Origin of the sequence: Methanocella arvoryzae MRE50 (assembly GCF_000063445.1) — an archaeon.
Lineage (GTDB): Archaea > Halobacteriota > Methanocellia > Methanocellales > Methanocellaceae > Methanocella_A > Methanocella_A arvoryzae.
The window spans coordinates 2,325,737-2,346,584 of sequence record NC_009464.1; the positions used below are offsets into that span (position 1 = coordinate 2,325,737).

The following is a 20,848-nucleotide window of genomic DNA, read 5'->3' on the forward strand; positions in this document are numbered from 1 at the left end:
ACGGATGATACAGATTGTACAGATGGTCGTCGAAGCAGACTTGTAAAGTCTTGTTTCCATACTGGATCTTGTTTTCTCAAACAGGTTTATTACTGATCAAGGCCACTAATTAGGCGATCAGCATGCTTCAAGACGTCTACGAAAAGTCGCTGGCGGGCACTGTCACCAGAGATGACGCCCTGGCTCTCCTCAAAGAAAATCCCTTCGAAGTCTTCGACACCGCCGACCGGCTCAGAAAAGAACTCGTAGGCGACACCGTCACGTTCGTGGCCAACCGGCTCATCGACATCACCGACCGTTGTATTATCGGCTGCGAGTTCTGCTCCTTCCGGAACAGCATCGGCTACGAGATGACGAGAGAGCAGATCCTGGAGAGCATCGGCGAGGCAAAAGCGGTCGGCGCCACTGAAGTATGCCTGATAGCCGGCGTGCTGCCTAAGCTGAACGTCGAGTACTATACTGAGTTATTCAGGGCGATCAAAGCTAATTATGACATTATGATCCACGCGCTTTCCCCGATGGAAGTGTACTATGCAGCCAAATCCTCGGGCGTCAGCACCGCAGAAGCGCTCAGGGCGTTTAAAGAAGCAGGCATGGACACGATGACCGGAGCGTCCGCCGAAATTCTGGTCGAGGCCGTGAGGGCGAAGATCTGCCCCAGAAAGGTTTCTGTAGAGGACTGGGTCCGGATAGTGACGGAAGCCCACGAGATCGGCATCCCCACGACTTCCAGTATCTTGCACGGCACTGTGGAAACGTGGGAGGACCGGATCGACCACATGCTGCTCCTCAGAGACATCCAGCGCAAAACGCACGGCTTTACCGAGTTCATCCCCCTCACCTTCATGCACGAGAACAACCGCCTGTCGGGTGTTTCGACCGGCGCCAGCGGCATGGAAGATCTCTTACTCCACGCCATTGCACGGATTCTCTTCGGCCGGGACATCCCCAACATTCAGGTATCCTGGACCAAGATGGGCGTCAAATTATCCCAGGTGGCGCTGAACTGCGGCGCCAACGACTTCGGCGGCACCATGATGGAAGACCTGATCACGGTAGCGGCGGGCTCAAAGCACGGCGACAACATGACCAAAGACGAGATCCGCCAGGTCATCAGGGCCATCGGGAGAGTGCCCAGAGAGAGGAATACTCTGTACGAGTATGTGGATTAAAATCGGGGAATGACAAGCCTTATATCCCTTCCCCGCCTCAAGTGATCGTTAAACAGACAGAGAGGGGTATATATGCAGGAAAATCGTGCCATAGCGATAAGGTCAGGCCTGTCCTGGGGAGTTGCGCTCGCCTTCTGCGAGCTGTGCTTCGGCATCGTGGTGTACATACTGCTGCCCTTCATCGAAGATTACCTGGAGATGCGGTCGATCGATCAGCTTGTGCCGATCGCAACAGTCTACCTCGCTTTCCTGTTCCTGCTTATCGCCGTCTACTTCACCTGTGGCATGATGACTGCCAAGCGGCTGACTCAGCTGCCAGTCAAGTCCCTCGACATCGCCCTGACGGGCGCCATCACAGGCGCTGCCGCCGAGCTGGTCCGCAGCGTGGTGGCCATACCCGTAAACCTTGCGATCATCCTGCTGTTCCCGGCCGCTTCCGCCGGCGCCCATCCCCTTCTCGCCGCTCTCGGCAACGGGGCCGTCAGGCTCGTCTGCGGCATGCCCCTCTTCATCCTCTTCGCCGCAGTAGTTGCCGGCATCAGCGCTTACCTGTTCTCGATGATATTTTTCAGGCCAGAGAGCCTGACACCCAAATAGCTGACAATACTTTATCTCGTGAACTTACACTACTGTGCTGTAATGCCAGTGCAGCGTAGCAATTCGTCGGCGTTCATTCACGGGAGAATGGGCAAGAGCCATATACAAAATAATCGGGCAGGCGCAGGCACCCGGGACTCCTTCATGTCCTGGGCTGGCGCTGCTCTGCATTTATTCTCCGGCCGGCCAGGCCGGAAGCGTGCCGTTATAGACGTAAATCCAGCCGCCTTCGAACTCGTGTATCTCTTCGGGCGGATGGTTTTCGTTGACCTTCTTAGCCCAGGCATCCAGGTCGCTGTCAGCTAAAGCGATGACTACCGGCCGGGTGTCGGTGCCGTCAGGCCATATGTTCGCCCAGCGGGGCGCGGAGTTCATCATCTGGAACCTGAGCTTGTCATCCTCTACGTTAACCGGCTCGATCATGATTTTACCGCCCGAAAGGTAGGTGTAGACATTTGCCGTCCAGTAGTCGGCATAGGCGTGAGTGATGTTTTCGCTCTCCAGTAATGTAACGAACGCCTGCTGGTTCCTGATGAAGTCGGGGTCAGTATCCTCAAAGATCACACTACCATTCGGCCAGGCGCCTGCCAGGACGATGATGGTGACCGCCACCAGCGGCAGGTAGCCTACATCCCGCCGCATCGTCCAGGTAGCAGCTACTATGAGGGCCATGATGCTGATCGGGGTGAGATACCTGGCCGGATCGCCTGCAATGTCCATCGACATGAACCCGATGATCATGAACAGCCCTCCAAGTACTAACACCGCATGCAGGAAACGGTCCCTCCTGTCCAGGATCGTAGCCACAACGAGGAACAGGAGGATGATGGCGATAAATATTCCCCCTGCATTGTTGATCAGGCCCGCGAAGTAATAGTACAGCATTTCAGTGTGCTGGAACAGGTTTCCCGGCGATCCCAGATCTGCGCCGGACGCTGCCAGAATCGGGCCTCCCGGCCATAGCTGGCCTATTCGCGACTTGACTACGTAAATGATTAACGCAGGCACTGCGGAGGCCAGCAGGAGGACTGGACTGTCTTCCTTTTCGCCGTCGCCCTTTTCCGTTTCTTTCGCCATTCTCTGCTTCAGGATGCGGTATGCTGCATAGGCCATGAGAGGCGCCGTAAACAGCGGAAGCATCAGGGTGTCCGAGAATACGCCCAGGAACTGCAGTACCCCTATAATCAGCACTCTCGACCTGAAGCTCAGCCGTAAGGGAGGTCTGTCCGAATAATAGACGAGGAGGGAGAGCAGGATAAAGAGGATAGTGCCGTTGTGGTAGAGCGGATAGAGGACGTAAATGAGTCCCATGAACGGCATGTTGGCGATCATCGCCGCTGCTGCCGCGGCCTCCACCCGTCCGGCGAGGCGCCACACCAGCGCCGCGCCCGAGAGCACGATCATGACGAATATTCCATAGCCGGTCAGCGCCAGCGCAACATGGCTATAGCCTGTGAGCGGCTGGATCACCATATGAATGATATAGTCCGTGAAAATGTACGGGTTGTTAGCCGGCAGCACGTACTCGAAGTTGCCCTGCATGACCTCCATCGGGAACAGGCCGGCATTGGCCATGTCGCTTGTCAACGGGTACATGAGCGCCAGCGAGAAGTCAAAGTACAGGCCTGCCAGCGTGGCAGCGACCAGCAACAGCACCAGTATCTTTTCTGCGCCCGGGCTCAGCCTGAGCCGGTTTCTCGACTGCACGTCAGCATCGGGCTTCGATCCGACCTTTCTTTTTCCTTCAGTACGTAACCGCCTCGTCTGGGACATCAGAGCAGATTCGATACGCTAACCTATAAATTTTTTTATGGCCCCTTATCCAAGCGCCTGCTTCAGGTACGCTTTCCCTTCGTCCGAAGTGAAGAGCGACGGATCCCAGTCTTCTACGACTTCCCGGCGCTCGACGCTGACTTTCTCGCCTTTGAGTGGATTGTAGCCTTCCCTTGTAGTCTTCTTGCGGTAGATGAACACGCCCTTGCGCTGCCAGCCCGGGGTCTCGTTCAGGTTGACTCCCCGCTGCCACATTAGCTCGTGAATGTCCTCGAACTTCATGCCCTTCATCTTCGCGGCCGCTTCCTTTTCACCCATGCCTTCGGAGACGAGGGTGTAAAAGCCGTAGGACTGCATGTGGTTGCGCCAGGTCTCGGCCTGCCTGCCGGCCAGATATTCGGGGATTTCCTCAGGGTGTACAGGTATCACCCGGGAGTCGAAGGCCAGCGGGGTTTCGACCTTTAGCGCAATGGTCAGGGCGCTGGCCATGTACGAGGGGATGACAGAGTCCAGCTTTTCGAGCCGGCCGTCGAAGGGCAGCTTTTTAAAAAGGAGGCTGACCTCGTCCGAGAACGTGAAAGCCCATTCCGGCGCCAGGCTGCTTTGCTCCACCAGCATGCGGGCGGCGGCCACCATGCCCTGCTGAAACCTGAGATCGTAGGGCTTAGCAAACCCGAGCCTGCTCAGGGACTCTTTGAAATTCCTCCCGTCCAGGCGGACGATGACCGGGGGTGCCGCCCGGATGGCGCTGAATATCTCCTTTCGCTTCATCGGCTTCTCAAAGCTTATTTATGGGTAACGCATATTACTAATTTTCCGACTGGGAGGCCGGTCGCATGAAGTTACCGCAGTTTGACAGGCGCGTCTGGGTGCTGTTCGCGGGAATGGCGCTGAACCAGTTTGGCATGTCCATAGTCATGCCTTTCATCGCCATTTACCTGTTCGTGTACCAGGGGGAGTCTCCTGCTCTCGTCGGCTTCGCGATGTTCTTCTCCGCCTTCGCAGGCGCGATCTTCCAGTTCGTCGGAGGCGAGGCGTGCGACCGGCTGGGCCGGAGGACCGTGCTGATCATCGGCCTGATTCTGCTCATCGGGAGCTTCCTGATGCTCGGCTGGGCGGTGAGCGTCCAGGCTCCTTACATCTATTACCTGGTGCTGCTATCCCTGACCCGGGTCGCCACCGGGCTGTTCCGCCCCATCCCCAACGTGATCGCTGCAGACATCGTTCCGGCTGAGAAGCGCACCGAAGCGTTCGCGCTGCTCCGGGTGGCGCACAACCTCGGCTTCGCCACCGGGCCGATCATAGGCGGGCTGATGGCGATCGTATCGTACTCCAGCATGTTCTACCTGACCGCGGTCACAAGCACGCTGTACCTTGCCCTGGTGCTCGCCTTCATCGGGGATACCCGGAGGTGCCGGCCTGAAAAGGCCAGGGCCAGGGGTGGCATGGGCACGATTCTGGCAGACAGGACCTTCATGGTGTTTTCCCTGCTGTCCTTCCTGGTCTTCGTCGTCTACTCCCAGATGTACACGCCGCTGTCCATGTACTCGAAGGGCTATGCCGGCCTGAGCGAGCCGGAGATCGGTGTGCTGCTGGCGATCAACGGCATCATGGTAGTAACCCTGCAATACTTCGTGACAAGGGTAGCGGACAGGTTCCGGATGACGTTCTCCATGACCGTCGGCATCCTCTTCTACGCCGCAGGGTTCGCGCTGGTCTCGGTGTCCCAGGGCTTCGCCATGCTGGCGATTTGCCTCTTCCTGATCACTATTGGAGAGCTCTGGTTCATACCCGCCCAGATCACGCTGGCAACCAACCTGTCCACCAGCGAAACAAGAGGCAGGTACCTGGGCTTCTCCGGCCTCACGACCAACATGGGCTCGGCAGTAGGCCCACTTATCGGCGGCATGCTCCTGAGCGTCTTCGCCGGCAGCCCGTGGGCCATGTGGCTCGTCGTGGCGACGGCAGGACTACTGTGCGCGGCAGGATTCCTGTACCTGAAGAAGATAGTGCCGCCCGAGAAAAATACTGTGGCGCTGCCGGAGTAGGGTTATACCAGAACCCCGAATGGAAAAATCCTCTGAAGTCGGGGAGTTCCCGGGAGGTGGGGAAGGATTTTCAGGCTGGGAGGTCTGGGAGGGTGGGGAGGTTAGAGAGGAGGTTCTGGAGTGTGGAAAGGTCTGAGAGGATATTTATTAACTTAATTCTCAACGACCTCCAAGTATCTCCTGGACCTTATGGCCGAAAGATCACCTAATTGCCAGGGTGATCGATATATACGGTGTTAATTCGGTTAGAATGGTTATACTGACTAAAAGAAAGGAAAAAAAATAGCTGGATTTACAGGCCCAGGCCGTCTGCGTCGCTCGCCATTGAGGCTGCGCTCTTTCTGGCCGGGTGTCTGATGATGACGATGTCAGCGGCCGCCGTAACCCACCTGTACGGGATCTTGGCCTTGCTGCTCTCGGCAACGTTGAACCCGGTGTCCTCGTTGATGATGTCTCTGTTGTAATTCTCGACTACCAGGGTATGGATCCTCCTCTCGGAAGCGTCGATCTCCACATCGTACACCTTTCCGATGTAATACCCTTTGTCCGTGTAAACTGTTAAATCGAACAATGACGCTACGTCAGTAACCATCAGGAATCCTCTCCCCTAACTATTGTGCTATACTGATATATACTTTGCTTGATAAATTTCAAAGCATGAAAAGTTCGCTGAAAATCGGCAGCGTGCTGGGAATACCCATCCGCCTGCACATCACTTTCCTGCTCATTCTGCCGCTGATCGCCTTTTCGTTCGCCGCAGGGCCGTCCCCCTTCGGCTTTTCGGCAATCTCAGACCCGATCATGCGCTACGCGCTGGGCACGATTGCGGGCATACTGCTCTTCGCCTGCGTGCTCGTCCACGAGGTCGCCCACTCCTATGTGGCTATCAGGAACCGGATAAAAATCAGCGACATCACCCTGTACCTCTTCGGCGGCGTCTCCTCCATGGAAGAGGTCCCCCGGAACCCGGGGGTAGAGGCGCGGATAGCCGTCGTCGGGCCGCTCACCAGCATCGCGATCGGGATCGCCTGCGGAGCTTTACTGCTGGTCACCGGAATTCCGACCACCACTCCGCTGGGCATCATGATCTTTCTGATGACCTACCTGAACATCCTGCTGGGCATCTTCAACATCCTCCCCGCCTTCCCGATGGACGGGGGCCGGGTGCTACGGGCTTTGCTGGCCATGCGCATGCCCTACATCGCGGCGACCAGGTGGGCGGTCTTCACCGGCAAGATGTTCGCCTACCTGCTGGGCATCGTGGGCCTGTTCATGGGACTCTCGGGGATCTGGTTCATCATCATAGCGTTCTTCATCTACGTGGCGGCGGGTGAGGAAGAGCGCTCGACCATCACCTCCGTCATGCTGGACGGGGTGAAGGTCCGGGACATCATGACGAAGGCCGTCGATACTATCGACTCCGGGGCCAGCCTCTCCTCGTGCCTGCAGACGATGTTCCAGAAGAAGCACCTGGGCTACCCGGTCCTAGAGAACGGGCGGCTGGCCGGCATCGTGACGCTCAGCGATGTCTCGAAGGTGCCCGAAACGGCACGCGACAGCACTTTTGTCCGGGATGTCATGACCAGAAACGTTATAACGCTGAAACCCGATGATGACGCAGCGGATGCACTTCAGAAAATTTCGCAGCGCCGGGTGGGCCGCGTCGTGGTCATGGAAGGCGATCGGCTGGCCGGCATCATCTCCCGTACCGACATCGTCCGGGCGATCGAGCTACAAGGCGCGTTGAGCAAGCAGTAAAACGTAGGTAGGTAGTGAGAACATTGACTGACGATAACAAGCAGCAGCCTGCAGGCAACCTTTCCACAGATGCTAAGGCATCTCTGAGCTTTACGGTTCCTCTGGGGCAGCCTGTCTCGCCCAACCCCCGGGACAACATTTTCCTGGTGGGCACGGCCCACGTGTCGGAGAAGAGCATCCGGGAAGTAGAGGAAGCCATAGAGCACTACGCCCCCGACGTGGTGGCCGTGGAGCTGGACGACCGGCGCTTTAAGGCGCTGCAGCAGCCGGAAGACGAGAAGAAGAACATCGAGATCAAAGAGCTGCTTAAGGGCAACAACCTGATGATCTTTCTGCTCCAGTACATGCTGGCCTACGTCCAGCGGAAAGTCGGCTCCGACGTCGGCGTCAAGCCGGGCGCGGAAATGATGGCGGCAGTGGCGGCCGCGCAGAAGAAAGGCATACCCGTGGCGCGCATCGACCGGGACATCGGGGTCACCCTCGCGAGGTTCTGGGCCAAGATGACGCTGAGGGAAAAGTTCCGCATGTTCTACTCCCTGGTGCTGGCGATGCTCGGCTACGGCACCGACAAGATCGACCTGGAAGAGATCACCAAAGAGGACGTGGTCTCCGACCTGCTTGAAGAGCTAAGAGATTTCACTCCCACCGCAGCCGTCGTGCTGGTCGACGAGAGAGACGCCTATCTCGCCCACAACCTGATCGAGATCGGCAAGACCAAAAGAGTCCTGGGTGTGGTCGGCGCAGGCCACCGTGAGGGCATCCGTAAATACATCGAGCACCCCGAGAAAGTGCCCCCCATTCACACGCTGGTGGAGATTCCGAAGAAGCGGAAATTTCCCCTAGTCAAGATCATAAGTGCCCTGATAGTCTTATCCGTCGTGGCAGTCCTCGGGCTGCTGCTCCTGTCCGGCAAATCCCTGATAGAGGTCGGCCAGGCGATGATCGTGCTCTTCATCGTCCAGGGCGTCCTCTCGGCCTTATTCGTCGCCATCGTAGGCGGACACTGGAAATCGATAGCGACGGCCTTCGGCCTCGCCTGGTGCGGGTTCCTCAACCCTCTCCTGGCCATCGGCTGGCTCGCCGGCGTGGTAGAGGCGACCCAGCGCCCCCCGACCATGAACGATCTGAACACCATCCTGGGTAACGAAGAGGACAGCTTCGTCAAGACCTTCCAGAACATGTTCCGCAACAGGCTCTTCAAGGCCATCCTCGTCGCGGCCATGGCCAACATCGGCAGCACCCTCGGCACCTTCGTCGGCATCTTCGTACTGGCCTACTTCTTCGGGCTCAACGACCCCGTGGGATTATTGCAAAGCGGGCTCAGCAACGGGTACAATACTGTAATGATGTGGATCGGTAGCGTACTTCCAAAATAAGCTGACTGATGCCTGATCACGACATTATTGATCAGGCAGTTGCTTCCTTTTTATCTCGGCGGCAGCGCTTGCTGTGATCTTATCTTTCTCGACGCAGTTTCTATCGCTACCGTCACACTGTTCGTCGGCATTATGGTCGCAACAGGCACCCGTACAATCTTCTCGATCGTATAACTTACAATAGGCGCACAGACCAGCGCCTGGGCTCCGTCCCTTTCCGCTCTTATCGCTGCTACTATCGCGTCTTCCATAGTCGCTGCCGCGTACTCCCGGACGACAACCCGCCGCTCATCCACGAACATCTCCCGCTCGTGAATCCTGTCGAGCACTGGCCTGGCGGCGATGACGGCGATGAACTTTTCCCGGCTCAGGCCCTCGATTTCCCTGACCGAGTTGACCACATCCCGGAGGGTGTTCAGGTTGGGATCCCTGTCCCCGCTCATGATCTTATATAAGGTGCTGGGCGATATTCTGGAGCGCTCCCCGAACTCGGCGATGCTCAGGCCTAAATCCTTGCGGATCACCTTGTCGAGTACCCTGCGGAATTCCTCGTCGGACTGGAAGGCTGCGACTGCGATGTCGTCTGCAAGTGTCATAAATCTGTACCCTAATGTATAATTTACCTCGGATTACTTGTACTTTTGGGTTAACGGCCGGCTGAAAAAGGAAAAAATTTATAGTAATACACGATAGTGTAGCCAGTAATCACAAGCGGATGGCTTATTATGGCTCTCGACGAACTATTCGACAAGGTACAGGAAGAGAAGACCTCCCGGAGAAACGTGCTCAAGATGGGTATCGGCGCCGGTATCGCCGTAATCGGCGGCGCCTCGCTGGCCGGGTGCACCACCCCGACCCCGACAGGTACCCCCGGGGTGAAAGACCTAGTGAAGATCGGCTGGATGCCCACCGACCACCACGCCCCGGCATTCATCGCCAGCACGAAGAAGTTCTTCGAGAACCGTAACATCAACGTAGAGTTCGTCAAGTTCACCGCAGGCCCCCAGATTATGCAGCAGGTTGTAGCGGGCAACATCGACATCGGCATGGCCGGAGTGCCCCCGGTCCTGGCGGCGCTGGACAAAGACTCGACCGTCAAGATCGTGGGCGCAGTACACAATAACGGCAGCGCGCTGTTCTTCCGGAAAGGCCTGGGCATCAAATCCGTGGCTGACCTGAAGGGCATGGAGATCGCAGTGCCCAGCGTGGGCTCGATCCAGGATATCATGCTCCGTGAGCAGCTGCAGAAGGCCGGCCTCGACTATACTAAGGATGTCTCCATCAAGGCCCCAATGCCCGGCGGTGACATGATCAAGTCCCTCGAAACCGAAGGCGGCATCTCCGCGGCCATCATGTGGGAGCCGTTCGCCACCATGGCCGTGCAGCAGGGGGCAGCTGAAGTCCTGCTCTGGTCGGAGGACATGATGCCCGGCCACCCGTGCGACACTATAACCACGACCACCGGGTTCATCGAGAACTATCCCGAATCGCTCAAGGCGTTCCTGCAGGCCCACCAGGACGGCGTGGACTTCATCAAGTCCAACTTCGACGAGGCCGCGGAGATCGTCGGCGGCAGCGAGTGGCTCAACTCCGGCAAGGAGGTCGAGCTGGAAGCGCTGAAGCACATGACCTTCATGACAAAGCCGGACGAGACCTTCCTCGCAGGCACAGAGACCTTCGCCCGCAAGATGAAGGACCTCGGCATTTTGAAGAACGACCACACCCGGGCCGACATCTTCGACCTGAACGCCGTCAACAGCCTCGGCGGCGGCACCCGGGCTTAATCCTGACAGGGCAGATGCCCTGTCCAACAAATTTATTTTTGAGTAGCGTCCATTAAGGTTCACATGTCCCGCGTCAGCAAAATTTTAATGCAGCTTTCGGGAATACTGATCCTGATCGTAGTCTGGCAGGTCGCCACCGGCGTCCTCGGGCTGGTCAAGCCTGTGATTCTTCCCCCGCCCTCCGACGTGTTGCTCACCACGATAGACATGGTCATGGACGGCGAGCTCTTCATGCACGCGGGCTACAGCCTTCTCCGTGTCATTCTCGGCTTCCTCGCAGCGGTCGTCGTCGCAGTGCCCCTCGGCATCGCCATGGGCTGGGTGAGGGAGATCTCCTACGTCGTCGACCCGGTCATCGAGGTCCTCCGGCCCATTCCGCCCATCGCTTGGATCGGCCTGGCCCTTCTCTGGTTCAACATCGGCCTGACATCGGCTGTTTTCCTCGTCTTCATCGGCGCCGTGTTCCCGATTCTCCTGAATACTGTGTCTGGCGTGCGCAACGTGGACCGGAAGCTCATCGAGGTCGCCTACACCTTCGGCGCCACCGACTTCGAGATCCTGCGGAAAGTCGTCATGCCGGCGGCGTTGCCTACCATTTATACGGGCATGCGGGTGGGCATGGGCATAGGCTGGATGTGCGTGGTGGCAGCAGAGATGGTCGCGGTGAAGTTCGGGCTGGGCAACCTGATCCTCGAAGCCTCCAACTTCCTGCAGACCGACAAAGTCCTCGTAGGCATGATCATGATCGGCATCCTCGGGCTGCTCATCAACGTGGCCTTCCAGATTGTTGGGGACCGGATCTTCGCGTGGCAGAAAGGCATAGGGAAGGGAGAGTGAGTAAGCGATGGCAGGCGACATCAAGATTCAGGGCGTAAGCAAGGAGTACCCGGCTAAAGGCGGGTCTATGCTGGCCATCGACAACATCTCGATGGACATCACCGACCACCAGTTCATCTGTCTCGTCGGCCCTTCGGGCTGCGGCAAGTCGACCTTGCTCCGCATGATTTCGGGGCTGGAGCCGATCAGCAAAGGCGAAGTCATCATCGACGGCAAGCCCGTCCAGGGCACCTCGCCCAAAGTGGGCTTCGTGTTCCAGGAGTACACCCTGTTCCCGTGGCGCACCGTTCAGAAGAACGTGGAATTCGGCCTGGAGATCAAGAACGTGCCCCCCGCGGAGCGGGAGAAGATAGCGGAGAAGTACATCGATATGGTTGGCCTGTCCGGCTTCAGGGACTCCTACCCCCACCAGCTGTCAGGCGGCATGAAGCAGCGGTGCGCCATCGCCCGGACACTTGCCGTAGGCCCGGAAATCCTGCTGATGGACGAGCCCTTCGGGGCGCTGGATGCCCAGACGAGGAATATTCTCCAGGAACAATTATTAGAGATCTGGCAGAAGGAGAAGATCAAGGTGATCTTTGTCACCCACAGCGTCGACGAAGCTGTCTTCCTGGCAGACAAAGTGGTCATCATGACCGCCAGGCCCGGGCAGATTAAGGAAATCGTCGACATCAAGCTACCCAGGCCCAGAAAGCGCACCGACGCCGAGGTCAACCAGGTCAGGGATGCCATCCTCAAATCGCTCTTCACTGAGGTCAAGAAGCTCTCCGACCGCTGAGATATGCCGGATACTCCGGCATCAGCTCTTTTTTCTTCCCGTCAGGCAACTCTTCGGTCTGCTGGCCAGCCCTAATCCTGCTCATTCGGCAATGCCCCGCCTGAAAATGCGCCCAAGCTTTATCAAAACGCGTGAGAAAATAGTATGGGAGCATGCATGGCTAACAAAATCATGATTGTCGACGATGAGCCGGACGTAGTAGACCTCGTGAAGATCGTGCTGAAGAGCGAGGGCTACGAAGTAGTCACGGCTACCAGCGGTAAGGAAGCGCTGGAAAAGATCGGCAACGAAATGCCTGATCTTGTCCTGCTCGACATCATGATGCCGCAGATGGACGGCTGGGAAGTGTACAACCACATCAAATCGAACACGAAGACCCGGGATATTCCGGTTGCCATGCTCACGGCCAAGTCCCAGTCTATCGACAAAATGATCGGCCTCCACGTGGTGCAGGTTGACGATTATATCACCAAGCCTTTCGGCCGGGCCGAACTGCTCGAAAGGGTGAAAAAGATTCTCACTGAAAAAGGCAGGCTTCAGCCGCCGGCGAGATAAAAGAAGAGGTTGTCGAGACAACCTCTCAAATGTTTACTGGGTGACTGTGACGGTCCACTCCACAGCCTTGTTAGTGTTCACTTCTACGTAGTACGCTCCGGTCTCCGGGATGTCTACCGTGTTCGTGCCGATCTCCAGCCTGCTTACGTAGTTGCCGGTGGTGCCATCGTCTAACGTGATCGATGCGGCGTAGGCGGTGCCGAGGTCGGGGATGCTGATGTCAATGGTCGCCGTGCCTGCGTTCAGGTTAAAGGGCCCTATTGCACGCCATCCCGCGCCAGTGTATGTCTGGGGGACCGATGCGGCCTCGCCGTGGGGCAGCTGGATCATTTCGACGATGTACGGGCCGTTGGCCGTGATCTCTATGGTTTCGGTGTCGTCGCTGTACCAGTGCTCGATTCTAGACATCGTGTAGTACCCGTCGGAATCCATCGCTGCGCCCGCAGACTGGAACAGTGGCACCGACATGCCTGCCGAGGACTTGTGATCGATCTTCAGATCATTCATGAACCTGTACCTGAGCAGGTATCCGCCTTCTTTCGACTGTACCTGTACTGTCTGGTCGCCCGAGCCGGTGATGGTCGTGACTCCGTCTTCCGTGGTCACGCCTGCCGGTACTTCCGGGGTGGTCGTTCCTGTGGGGGTCGGCTGAGTGCCTGCCGTCGGGGTGGCGGTTACTGGCTGCGGAGTGCCCGTAGTGGTGCATCCGCTGAGCATTACCGCCATCAGAACTAAGGCAATAAAGCCAATAGCATACTTCTTCATAAGAAATACCTCTTGAACATACCATTTAACTCTTTATTCTACTATCAATCTTTCCAGCACTTTTACTGCTATTCTGTCGAACCAGTTTTTGGCTATAGCTATTTCATCAATACTCCTGTCACCAAGCAATCTATTTATTTGCCATTATTGCGATAGATATGGCATAATTACCTATAATATATTAACAATATTTATCTTTAGGCGTCCACAAACTATCCGTACCCGGCCAGTGCAGGTGCCGCAAAGCAGCAATTAATGCCGTGTTGCAGAGCCTGCGTCAGGTATGGATGGTGGTGCGGACGGTCGACCCGGGAGAAACCATTGGCAGGTTCATCAAGAACCACTATGTTTTTATCATCGTCATGGCAGTGCTGCTGCTCATTTTAGCCATGGTCTCCGCCCAGAAGATCTACATGGCCACAGGCATAGAGACCTTCGTCTTCAAGGATTCCCAGATCTACAAGGACATCGAATACTACACGGAAAATTTCCAGGCTACCAACTTTCTGATCCTCATCACTACGGACGACGTCTTCAGCCCTGACGTGCTCGAGGCCATGAGGCTGCTCGACAGTCAGATACGGGTCAATCCTAAAGTCCAGAATGTGACCGGGCTATACACTATCCTCGACAGGTACTCCTCCGGCGGGATTGTAAACTCTGCACAGGCAGAGAGGATTATTTCACTGCTACCCGGGGAAGCGACCAGGTTTCTGGTGCCCGGCAAGCATCACACCATCATGAGCGTGCTGCTGCGGGGCGACCTCGAGGAGGCCGAGAAGCCGGCAATACTGGAGGATGTTAAAAGCGCCATCCGCTGGGTGCCCATGCCTGCAGGCAGTTCGGCAAGGGTCACCGGCGAGACCGCCATGATGCTGGAAATACAGGATGAGATGATGCGCAGCATGAGCATCATGCTGGCGTCGGCGGTGATCATGATGATCATCGCCCTGTGGTTCACCTTCTCCCACTCTAAATGGCGGCTCCTGCCGTTGCCGATCGTCCTCGTGGGAGTGATCTTTACCGGGGGCATCATGGGCATTACAGGGGTACCACTCACTATGGTCTCCATGGCAGTGTTCCCCATCCTGATCGGCCTCGGAGTGGAGTACGCCATCCAGTTCCAGAACCGCATGATGGAAGAGCTTGCCGATGGCAAGGCTCCGGGCGACGCAGTCGTGGCTACAGTGAAGAACATAGGGCCCCCGGTAGCCTACTCAGTCATGACCTGCCTGCTAGGCTTTCTCTCCATCCTGGCGTCGCCGGTGCCGATGATCTACGACTTCGGCCTCATGTGCATGATCGGCGTGGCAGTCTGTTTCCTGTCAGCGCTATTCCTGCTGCTATCCGTCCTCGTGCTCCTCTCCTCGAAAGCCGGCCGCATCCAGCATAAGGTGGAACAGCGGGGCGTCATCGAAAAGGTGATCGAGCGAGTGGCGGAGACGACGACCCGGCACCCGGTGATCGTCATTTTTGCGCTGGTGGCAATGATCGCAGGATATGCCCTCGACCCGACTATCGGCGTGGAGATCGACCAGTCCAGCTTCGCCCCGCAGGACCTGCCCTCGGTCGTGCTGTTCCGCAGCCTGACCAACATCATGGACGTCAAGACCACCGACATGATCGTCCAGGTCAAAGCCCACGACGTCACCGCTCCCGACACCGTACGCTGGATGCAGAACTTTTCCCTGTACGAGAAGAGCAACAATCCGGACGTGCTGGCTGTCAGCAGCCTCAACACACTCATGGCCTCCTATAACGACGGAGTCGTCCCCGATACCGGCCCGGAGATACAGGCGGTTCTGGACCGGATCCCGTGGGAGGAGCAGCGCCGGTACATCGACGACTACCGGACCACCTCCATCATCACCATGACCATCAACGATCTGCCCACAGATCAGCAGATGAGCATGTTGCGCAGGGTCGAGCGGGACCTGTCCTTCCTCAGTCCCCCCGCAGGCATCAGCGCTACGCTGAGCGGCCAGTCCAGAGTCATGCTGACGACGCTCGGATCCCTGACGAGCGACAGGCTGCAGATGACACTGGCCAGCGGCCTGCTGGTCCTGATCGGCCTGCTCATCGTCTACAGGGGAGACTGGGTGAGGTCAGTCGTGCCAGTGATCGCCGTCGTCATAGTGACAGGCCTGTCCTGCATCGTCATGATCATCCTCCACATGAAATACACCCCGCTGTCGGTAACGCTGGGCGCGCTGACCATCGGCATCGGCATAGACTTCTCCATCCTGCACATGGAGCGGTACTACGAGGAGAAAGCCAAAGGCTTCCCGCCGCTGGAAGCCATGCGGATCGCCACCGCCAAGATCGGCAACGCCATCTTCTCCAGCGCCAGCACCGTCATCGCAGGCTTCGGAGCCCTCGTCATGTCCAACTTCTCCATCCTGAGCAACTTCGGGCTCGTGACCATTATAGACTTCATCCTGGCGCTATGCAGCGCCTTCGTCATCATGCCACCTCTCCTGGTCACCCTGGATACCTGGTGGTCAAAAGTCAGGGGGGTTAAAGTATAGTCCGACTATCTGCCTGTTTCATGCTGTCCATCTGCCTAATTTCCCTGCTATGCCCGCTCGCGGCCCCTTCCGCAGAGGCTCAGATCATAGGCGGGCCTATGATCGACGCGTGCATATACGGCAGTAAAGAATTGTATCCCGGACAGATAGTGACCTTGCAGTTGCTCGTCCAGAACAGCGGTTTCATCACCGCAATCGCTGGCTACGACACCCCGGACGCGTGGCTCCAGTCAACCGGGGGCGCCTCATATTCGGCGATCGTCAACGGCGCGTCGTCTAAAACGCTCTACGATTCATCCGAGTACAAGATCGCAGCCGCCGGCCTTAACGGCGCAGTCGGGAGCACAGGAACTGGCATAGGCAGCCTGAGCGGGTCTGCAAGCTCGACCAGTACCTCGCTCTCCCAGAGCACCAGCACCTCATCATACCAGTTCTCCCAGATCGGGGCGTTCGGAAACCTGCAGATCAACAGCGCCCCCGGCGTTGCCGCAGGGGTGACCACCGCCCTCGGCATCACCTGCGAGCTTCTTCCCGGTGACCTGCCTATCGAGATCATGTCGGACAACCGCATGGTACTGGGCTCCCTGCCCGCAGGCACCACCACAGCGCCCATCCCCTATCTTGTCAGGGTGAGCCGGGACGCCCAGCCCGGGCACTACAAACTCCCGCTGCTGATCACCTACAAGCGGCTGGCCGAAGACTACCAGTACACCTCCTTCTTCGGCCAGATGTACGGCTACAGCAACTACGTAGAAGAGTCGTGCCTCATCTACCTCGACATAGTGATCATGGGCATCTACGACCTGGTCGTTACGGACATCACTGCCATAGACATGGTGCCGGGCACCAATGGCATCGTGTCCGTCCGGGTCACCAACACCGGGCTGACGGCAGTGGATCATGCGATCGTCTACCTCACCACCCCGACTATCGGCCCCTGTCAGTCTTCCTTCTATTACCCGGTCAACTACGAGCTTGCCACCTACCAGACTACCCCTCTGCAACAGCCGATCCAGCTGGACCAAAACATGCTGGTCCCCGTCCAGAACTCCCAGTACCTGGGCCACATGGAGCCCGGCGAAGAGCGGGTGGTCAAGTTCAAGCTCAGCGTGGCTGACGATGCCGAAGACGGGGACTTCCCGATCAGCGCCGTCGTCTCCTACCAGGATAAGTGGGGCACCGAAAAGTCCTCGAACGTCGAGACCTTCGGCATCCACGTCGAGCCCAGGATGAGGTTCACCGTAGACGGCGAGCCCATAAAGATCAAATGCGGCCGCTCGATTATTGCCCACCTCACCCTGGTCAACAACGGCACCATGATAGCCCGGGACTCCATCGTCCGCATGAACGCGCTGGACCCGTTCACCGTCAGCTACGACACCATGTACCTGGGGGACGTGGAACCCGGGGAGAACGTAAGCACCCAGTTCGGGATCAAGGTGAAGCCCGACGCGGTACCCGGCACTTATTACGTCACCCTCGAAGTCAAGTACTACGACAGCCAGGACGAACCCCATGTCACCAAGATTATCCGCAAGGCCATCACTGTGGACCCCCCACCGACACTCTGGGAGACGATCCTGGAGAACTGGCTCCTCGTCACGGGCCTGATCATCCTGCTGATCGCAGGCATACTCTATGCGGTGTACAGGTGGCTGAAGAAAAAGAAAGGCCCTCAGGAGCAGGCGGGCGGTGAAGAGTCTTCGGGAGAAGAATCAAATGTAAAGTAACAGATTGATGCTATATCTGGCCTGTCCGACAAACGCCCGGTACTTCGCCGCCGACTTTAAGGATTCTGGTAAAAACGCGGCATGACAGCCTGTTCTATTGCCGGGCAATCGCCTGCCTGCGGCAGCCTGCGGATCGCACAGCATCGAGGCTTATATCGACAGCAGAGTATAAATTTGTACACGTTTTACATACGTTCCTGAAAATAAACTAATAAAAATATCCCGATCAATTTACGAAAAGGTTTAAAGCTTAAACTATATTAATATAGAATGTACTAAGACACCATTGAAAATTTTTAAGGCGGCTGGCTGTCACCCCTGTGAACGCTCAGGGTAGCGGGTTCGCGCCCGCAAATATGCCGAAAGCGGCCGAATGATAATATTATGCCGCGCATAAAATAAAATCTCTAAAAGTATTTATCCTATGTAACAGATTATGCAAATCAAACCAATAAACCGGTGATCATAGTGAGTGACGAGACAAAAATGGAACCCCGGCAGGACGATCTCTGCGGTGGCCTGGAATTCAAGTCCACGGCGGACATAGAGGTCCCCACCCGGCTCATCGATCAGGTGATCGGCCAGGAGCATGCTGTGGAGGTCATCAAGAAAGCGGCCAGCCAGCGCCGCCACGTAATGATGATCGGCACGCCAGGCACTGGCAAGTCCATGCTCGCCAAGGCAATGGCAGAACTGTTGCCGAAGGAAGAGCTGCAGGACGTACTGATCTACCACAACCCCGAGGACTCGAACAACCCTAAGGTGAGGGTCGTCCCGGCGGGCAAAGGCAAGCAAATAGTGAACGCACACAAGATGGAAGCACAGAAGAACGCACAGCTCCGCAACCTGATCATCGTTGTGGCCATGCTGGCAATCCTCGGCTTCGCATGGTTCTACCTGCCGCGCGAGACGTTCATGTGGGCAATTATCGCTGTACTACTGTTACTGCTCATACTGAGATACGTCACTCCTAAGGAGACTATCATCACCCCCAAGCTGCTCGTGTCCAACCAGGGCAAGACGACAGCACCATTCGTAGACGCCACCGGCGCCCACGCAGGCGCGCTGCTCGGCGACGTCAGGCACGACCCCTTCCAGTCGGGTGGCCTCGAAACGCCATCGCACGACCGCGTGGAGGCAGGAGCCATCCACAAGGCCCACAAAGGCGTCCTCTTCATCGACGAAATCAACACCCTCCGGATGGAGAGCCAGCAGCACCTGCTGACCGCCGTCCAGGAAGGCAAGTTCGCCATCACTGGCCAGTCGGAGAGATCATCCGGCGCCATGGTCAAGACTGACGCGGTGCCCTGTGACTTCATCATGGTGCTCGCGGGCAACCTCGACGCCATGGAAGGCATGCACCCGGCACTCCGGTCCAGAATCAAGGGCTACGGCTACGAGCTGTTCATGACCGACTCGATGGAAGACACCATGGAGAACCGCAGGAAGGTCGTCCGGTTCGTCGCCCAGGAAGTCATGAGAGACGGCAAGATCCCCCACTTCGACCACTCCGCAGTGGAAGAGATCATGAGAGAATCCATGCGCCGGGCAGGCCGCAAGGGCCACCTGACCCTCAAGCTGAGAGACCTCGGCGGACTGGTCAGAGTATCCGGCGACATCGCCCGGTCCGAAGGCGCCGCACTGACGACGGCAGACCACGTGCTCAAGGCCAAGCGGATCTCCAGGTCCGTCGAACAGCAGCTGACCGACAACTACCTCGACAGAAGGAAGGACTACCGCCTCTTCCAGGCGGCAGGCGAAGAAGTCGGCAGAGTCAACGGCCTCGCAGTCATGGGCGGCGACGCAGGCGTCGTGCTCCCCATCGTGGCAGAAGTGACCCCCGCCATGTCCAAGTCGGAAGGCCACGTATATGCCACGGGCAAGTTGCAGGAGATCGCCAAAGAAGCGGTCCAGAACGTGAGCGCCATCATCAAGAAGTTCACCGGCCAGGACATCACCGGCATGGACGTCCACATCCAGTTCGTGGGCACCTATGAAGGCGTGGAAGGCGACAGCGCCTCCGTATCCATAGCTACGGCTGTTATATCCGCCATCTCGCAGATCCCGGTAGACCAGAGCGTGGCCATGACCGGCTCGCTGTCCGTCAGAGGCGACGTGCTGCCGATCGGCGGCGTCACCTACAAGATCGAGGCGGCAGCCCTCGCAGGCATCTCCACCGTGCTCATCCCGAAGTCGAACCTCGGCGACGTCCTCATCGAGGACATGTACAAGGACCGGGTCAAGATCATCCCGGTCACCAACATCAGCGAAGTCCTGGAGCATGCCCTCACCGGCAAGAAGAAGGAGAGCTTCATAGATAAGATCCGGAACTTCAGCGTCGATAAGATGGGCATTGGGATCTTCGATAAGGCGTTGCCGCACTAACGTGCGGATGTGTCCTGGGCCATCATGCCCAGGATTTTCCCGTACTAGCCCTAATAAAGCCCGCACCGCCTGACTAAGCGTGAGGCGGGCAATAATCTTTTTTTAACATTCAAGTTTTCAATTCTCTACCACCACTCCCATCATAACGCAGCATACCTGACCATAGTCGGATTCGATATGCCAGCACCAAAAACTGGCTTCTTATCTGATAAGTTCAAACTGATATTCTGCTATCCGGTGACAGATCAAGCGATAATATATAGCATTATACAACTTATCTCATGATAATGGTCCGATGGGCATCGCTATACACTTATACGCTCTACACGATACTTCTACTACTGGTCATCAGCATCGTCTTTATGTTTTTGACTTCTGTCGGCGAAAGGACCATCTACAACGAGACTATTACTCTGGCTCCTGGCGAAGTGAAAACCTTCAGCATGCCTCCGGGAATGGTGACCGTCCGCCTCCTCCGGACAGACCTGCCGGTTGAGACCGAAATCCGGAATCTGTTCGGGGGCGAGTATTCATATGGCATCACCGGTGGTATAACGGGCATAGGGAGCCCGTTATATGCCCGGTATACTATCGCGAATCCGGGCGCATCTGCCACGAACGTGAGTCTGACTGTCACGACCGGGCCCTTGAACCCGTTTGGGTACCTCGGTGTTTTGAGCCTATAAACTCTTACCTGCAAGCTTGACTGCACTTAATCAGCAAGCATATGTACCATAACCCACTTTACTACTTTTCATTCAT

18 protein-coding genes are annotated in these 20,848 nt (G+C 57.1%); 13 read left to right on the forward strand and 5 right to left on the reverse strand.

The genetic code is table 11. The features are described from left to right. Positions 1–122: 122 nt before the first annotated feature. Both cofH and RCI_RS11505 read left to right on the forward strand, forming a co-directional pair. A complete protein-coding gene (cofH, locus tag RCI_RS11500; protein ID WP_012036614.1) occupies positions 123–1,172 on the forward strand; it encodes a 5-amino-6-(D-ribitylamino)uracil--L-tyrosine 4-hydroxyphenyl transferase CofH in 1,050 nt (349 codons plus the stop codon). A 72-nt stretch (positions 1,173–1,244) separates the two neighbouring features. Next, a complete protein-coding gene (locus RCI_RS11505; protein WP_012036615.1) occupies positions 1,245–1,769 on the forward strand; it encodes a hypothetical protein in 525 nt (174 codons plus the stop codon). A 171-nt stretch (positions 1,770–1,940) separates the two neighbouring features. On the opposite strand, the gene RCI_RS11510 is transcribed toward RCI_RS11505, so the two are convergent. Together RCI_RS11510 and RCI_RS11515 are read right to left on the reverse strand one after the other, a co-directional pair. Then, positions 1,941–3,542 (reverse strand): hypothetical protein, encoded by a 1,602-nt coding sequence (locus RCI_RS11510; protein WP_012036616.1) that lies wholly within the window; start codon positions 3,540–3,542, stop codon positions 1,941–1,943. Between the two features lie 45 nt (positions 3,543–3,587). After that, positions 3,588–4,313 carry a tRNA(His) guanylyltransferase Thg1 family protein gene (locus tag RCI_RS11515; protein WP_012036617.1) on the reverse strand — a complete coding sequence of 242 codons (726 nt, stop codon included), beginning with the start codon at positions 4,311–4,313 and terminating at the stop codon, positions 3,588–3,590. 65 nt (positions 4,314–4,378) lie between these two features. On the opposite strand from RCI_RS11515, the gene RCI_RS11520 reads away from it, so the two are divergent. Further along, positions 4,379–5,590, forward strand: a complete 1,212-nt coding sequence (locus RCI_RS11520) for an MDR family MFS transporter (protein WP_012036618.1) — start codon at positions 4,379–4,381, stop codon at positions 5,588–5,590. 292 nt (positions 5,591–5,882) lie between these two features. Here the strand turns inward: RCI_RS11520 and RCI_RS11525 are convergent, their stop codons facing one another. Continuing rightward, complete coding sequence (locus RCI_RS11525) at positions 5,883–6,182, reverse strand: PRC-barrel domain-containing protein (protein WP_012036619.1); 300 nt, start codon at positions 6,180–6,182, stop codon at positions 5,883–5,885. Between the two features lie 65 nt (positions 6,183–6,247). Between RCI_RS11525 and RCI_RS11530 the strand changes: the two genes are divergently transcribed. Together RCI_RS11530 and RCI_RS11535 are read left to right on the forward strand one after the other, a co-directional pair. Further along, entirely contained in the window at positions 6,248–7,348 is a 1,101-nt protein-coding gene (locus RCI_RS11530; protein WP_012036620.1) for a CBS domain-containing protein, read from the forward strand. A gap of 14 nt (positions 7,349–7,362) precedes the next feature. After that, on the forward strand, positions 7,363–8,724 hold the full coding sequence (locus RCI_RS11535) for a TraB/GumN family protein (protein ID WP_012036621.1): 1,362 nt from the start codon (positions 7,363–7,365) through the stop codon (positions 8,722–8,724). Between the two features lie 50 nt (positions 8,725–8,774). Here the strand turns inward: RCI_RS11535 and RCI_RS11540 are convergent, their stop codons facing one another. Then, positions 8,775–9,320 (reverse strand): helix-turn-helix domain-containing protein, encoded by a 546-nt coding sequence (locus RCI_RS11540; RefSeq protein ID WP_012036622.1) that lies wholly within the window; start codon positions 9,318–9,320, stop codon positions 8,775–8,777. A gap of 129 nt (positions 9,321–9,449) precedes the next feature. Here RCI_RS11540 and RCI_RS11545 point away from each other — a divergent pair, with 129 nt between their 5' ends. From RCI_RS11545 to RCI_RS11560, 4 genes are all read left to right on the forward strand, one after another. Next, on the forward strand, positions 9,450–10,508 hold the full coding sequence (locus RCI_RS11545) for an ABC transporter substrate-binding protein (RefSeq protein WP_012036623.1): 1,059 nt from the start codon (positions 9,450–9,452) through the stop codon (positions 10,506–10,508). Positions 10,509–10,571: 63 nt separating this feature from the next. Continuing rightward, positions 10,572–11,345 carry an ABC transporter permease gene (locus RCI_RS11550; protein ID WP_012036624.1) on the forward strand — a complete coding sequence of 258 codons (774 nt, stop codon included), beginning with the start codon at positions 10,572–10,574 and terminating at the stop codon, positions 11,343–11,345. 7 nt (positions 11,346–11,352) lie between these two features. Next, positions 11,353–12,123: an ABC transporter ATP-binding protein gene (locus tag RCI_RS11555; RefSeq protein ID WP_012036625.1), complete on the forward strand. Its 771-nt coding sequence runs from the start codon at positions 11,353–11,355 to the stop codon at positions 12,121–12,123. Between the two features lie 156 nt (positions 12,124–12,279). Then, on the forward strand, positions 12,280–12,678 hold the full coding sequence (locus RCI_RS11560) for a response regulator transcription factor (protein ID WP_012036626.1): 399 nt from the start codon (positions 12,280–12,282) through the stop codon (positions 12,676–12,678). Between the two features lie 33 nt (positions 12,679–12,711). Here RCI_RS11560 and RCI_RS11565 read toward each other — a convergent pair whose 3' ends face one another. Then, complete coding sequence (locus RCI_RS11565) at positions 12,712–13,443, reverse strand: hypothetical protein (RefSeq protein WP_012036627.1); 732 nt, start codon at positions 13,441–13,443, stop codon at positions 12,712–12,714. Between the two features lie 287 nt (positions 13,444–13,730). On the opposite strand from RCI_RS11565, the gene RCI_RS11570 reads away from it, so the two are divergent. From RCI_RS11570 to RCI_RS11585, 4 genes are all read left to right on the forward strand, one after another. Then, positions 13,731–15,971, forward strand: coding sequence for a hydrophobe/amphiphile efflux-3 (HAE3) family transporter (locus RCI_RS11570; RefSeq protein ID WP_012036628.1), 2,241 nt, complete (start codon positions 13,731–13,733; stop codon positions 15,969–15,971). 20 nt (positions 15,972–15,991) lie between these two features. Next, the gene (locus tag RCI_RS11575; RefSeq protein ID WP_012036629.1) at positions 15,992–17,701 is read left to right on the forward strand and encodes a COG1361 S-layer family protein; all 1,710 of its coding nucleotides are present in this window, start codon (positions 15,992–15,994) and stop codon (positions 17,699–17,701) included. A gap of 486 nt (positions 17,702–18,187) precedes the next feature. Next, the gene (lonB, locus tag RCI_RS11580) at positions 18,188–20,086 is read left to right on the forward strand and encodes an ATP-dependent protease LonB (RefSeq protein WP_394296436.1); all 1,899 of its coding nucleotides are present in this window, start codon (positions 18,188–18,190) and stop codon (positions 20,084–20,086) included. Positions 20,087–20,367: 281 nt separating this feature from the next. Next, positions 20,368–20,772 carry a hypothetical protein gene (locus RCI_RS11585; protein ID WP_012036631.1) on the forward strand — a complete coding sequence of 135 codons (405 nt, stop codon included), beginning with the start codon at positions 20,368–20,370 and terminating at the stop codon, positions 20,770–20,772. The last annotated feature ends 76 nt before the right edge of the window (positions 20,773–20,848 follow it).

Bases quoted from the DNA above. Each gene is read 5' to 3' on its own strand.
- cofH (WP_012036614.1), top strand. From the start codon at position 123: ATGCTTCAAGACGTCTACGAAAAGTCGCTGGCGGGCACTGTCACCAGA.
- RCI_RS11505 (WP_012036615.1), top strand. From the start codon at position 1,245: ATGCAGGAAAATCGTGCCATAGCGATAAGGTCAGGCCTGTCCTGGGGA.
- RCI_RS11510 (WP_012036616.1), bottom strand. From the start codon at position 3,542: ATGTCCCAGACGAGGCGGTTACGTACTGAAGGAAAAAGAAAGGTCGGA.
- RCI_RS11515 (WP_012036617.1), bottom strand. From the start codon at position 4,313: ATGAAGCGAAAGGAGATATTCAGCGCCATCCGGGCGGCACCCCCGGTC.
- RCI_RS11520 (WP_012036618.1), top strand. From the start codon at position 4,379: ATGAAGTTACCGCAGTTTGACAGGCGCGTCTGGGTGCTGTTCGCGGGA.
- RCI_RS11525 (WP_012036619.1), bottom strand. From the start codon at position 6,182: ATGGTTACTGACGTAGCGTCATTGTTCGATTTAACAGTTTACACGGAC.
- RCI_RS11530 (WP_012036620.1), top strand. From the start codon at position 6,248: ATGAAAAGTTCGCTGAAAATCGGCAGCGTGCTGGGAATACCCATCCGC.
- RCI_RS11540 (WP_012036622.1), bottom strand. From the start codon at position 9,320: ATGACACTTGCAGACGACATCGCAGTCGCAGCCTTCCAGTCCGACGAG.
- RCI_RS11545 (WP_012036623.1), top strand. From the start codon at position 9,450: ATGGCTCTCGACGAACTATTCGACAAGGTACAGGAAGAGAAGACCTCC.
- RCI_RS11550 (WP_012036624.1), top strand. From the start codon at position 10,572: ATGTCCCGCGTCAGCAAAATTTTAATGCAGCTTTCGGGAATACTGATC.
- RCI_RS11555 (WP_012036625.1), top strand. From the start codon at position 11,353: ATGGCAGGCGACATCAAGATTCAGGGCGTAAGCAAGGAGTACCCGGCT.
- RCI_RS11560 (WP_012036626.1), top strand. From the start codon at position 12,280: ATGGCTAACAAAATCATGATTGTCGACGATGAGCCGGACGTAGTAGAC.
- RCI_RS11565 (WP_012036627.1), bottom strand. From the start codon at position 13,443: ATGAAGAAGTATGCTATTGGCTTTATTGCCTTAGTTCTGATGGCGGTA.
- RCI_RS11570 (WP_012036628.1), top strand. From the start codon at position 13,731: ATGGTGGTGCGGACGGTCGACCCGGGAGAAACCATTGGCAGGTTCATC.
- RCI_RS11575 (WP_012036629.1), top strand. From the start codon at position 15,992: ATGCTGTCCATCTGCCTAATTTCCCTGCTATGCCCGCTCGCGGCCCCT.
- lonB (WP_394296436.1), top strand. From the start codon at position 18,188: ATGGAACCCCGGCAGGACGATCTCTGCGGTGGCCTGGAATTCAAGTCC.
- RCI_RS11585 (WP_012036631.1), top strand. From the start codon at position 20,368: ATGATAATGGTCCGATGGGCATCGCTATACACTTATACGCTCTACACG.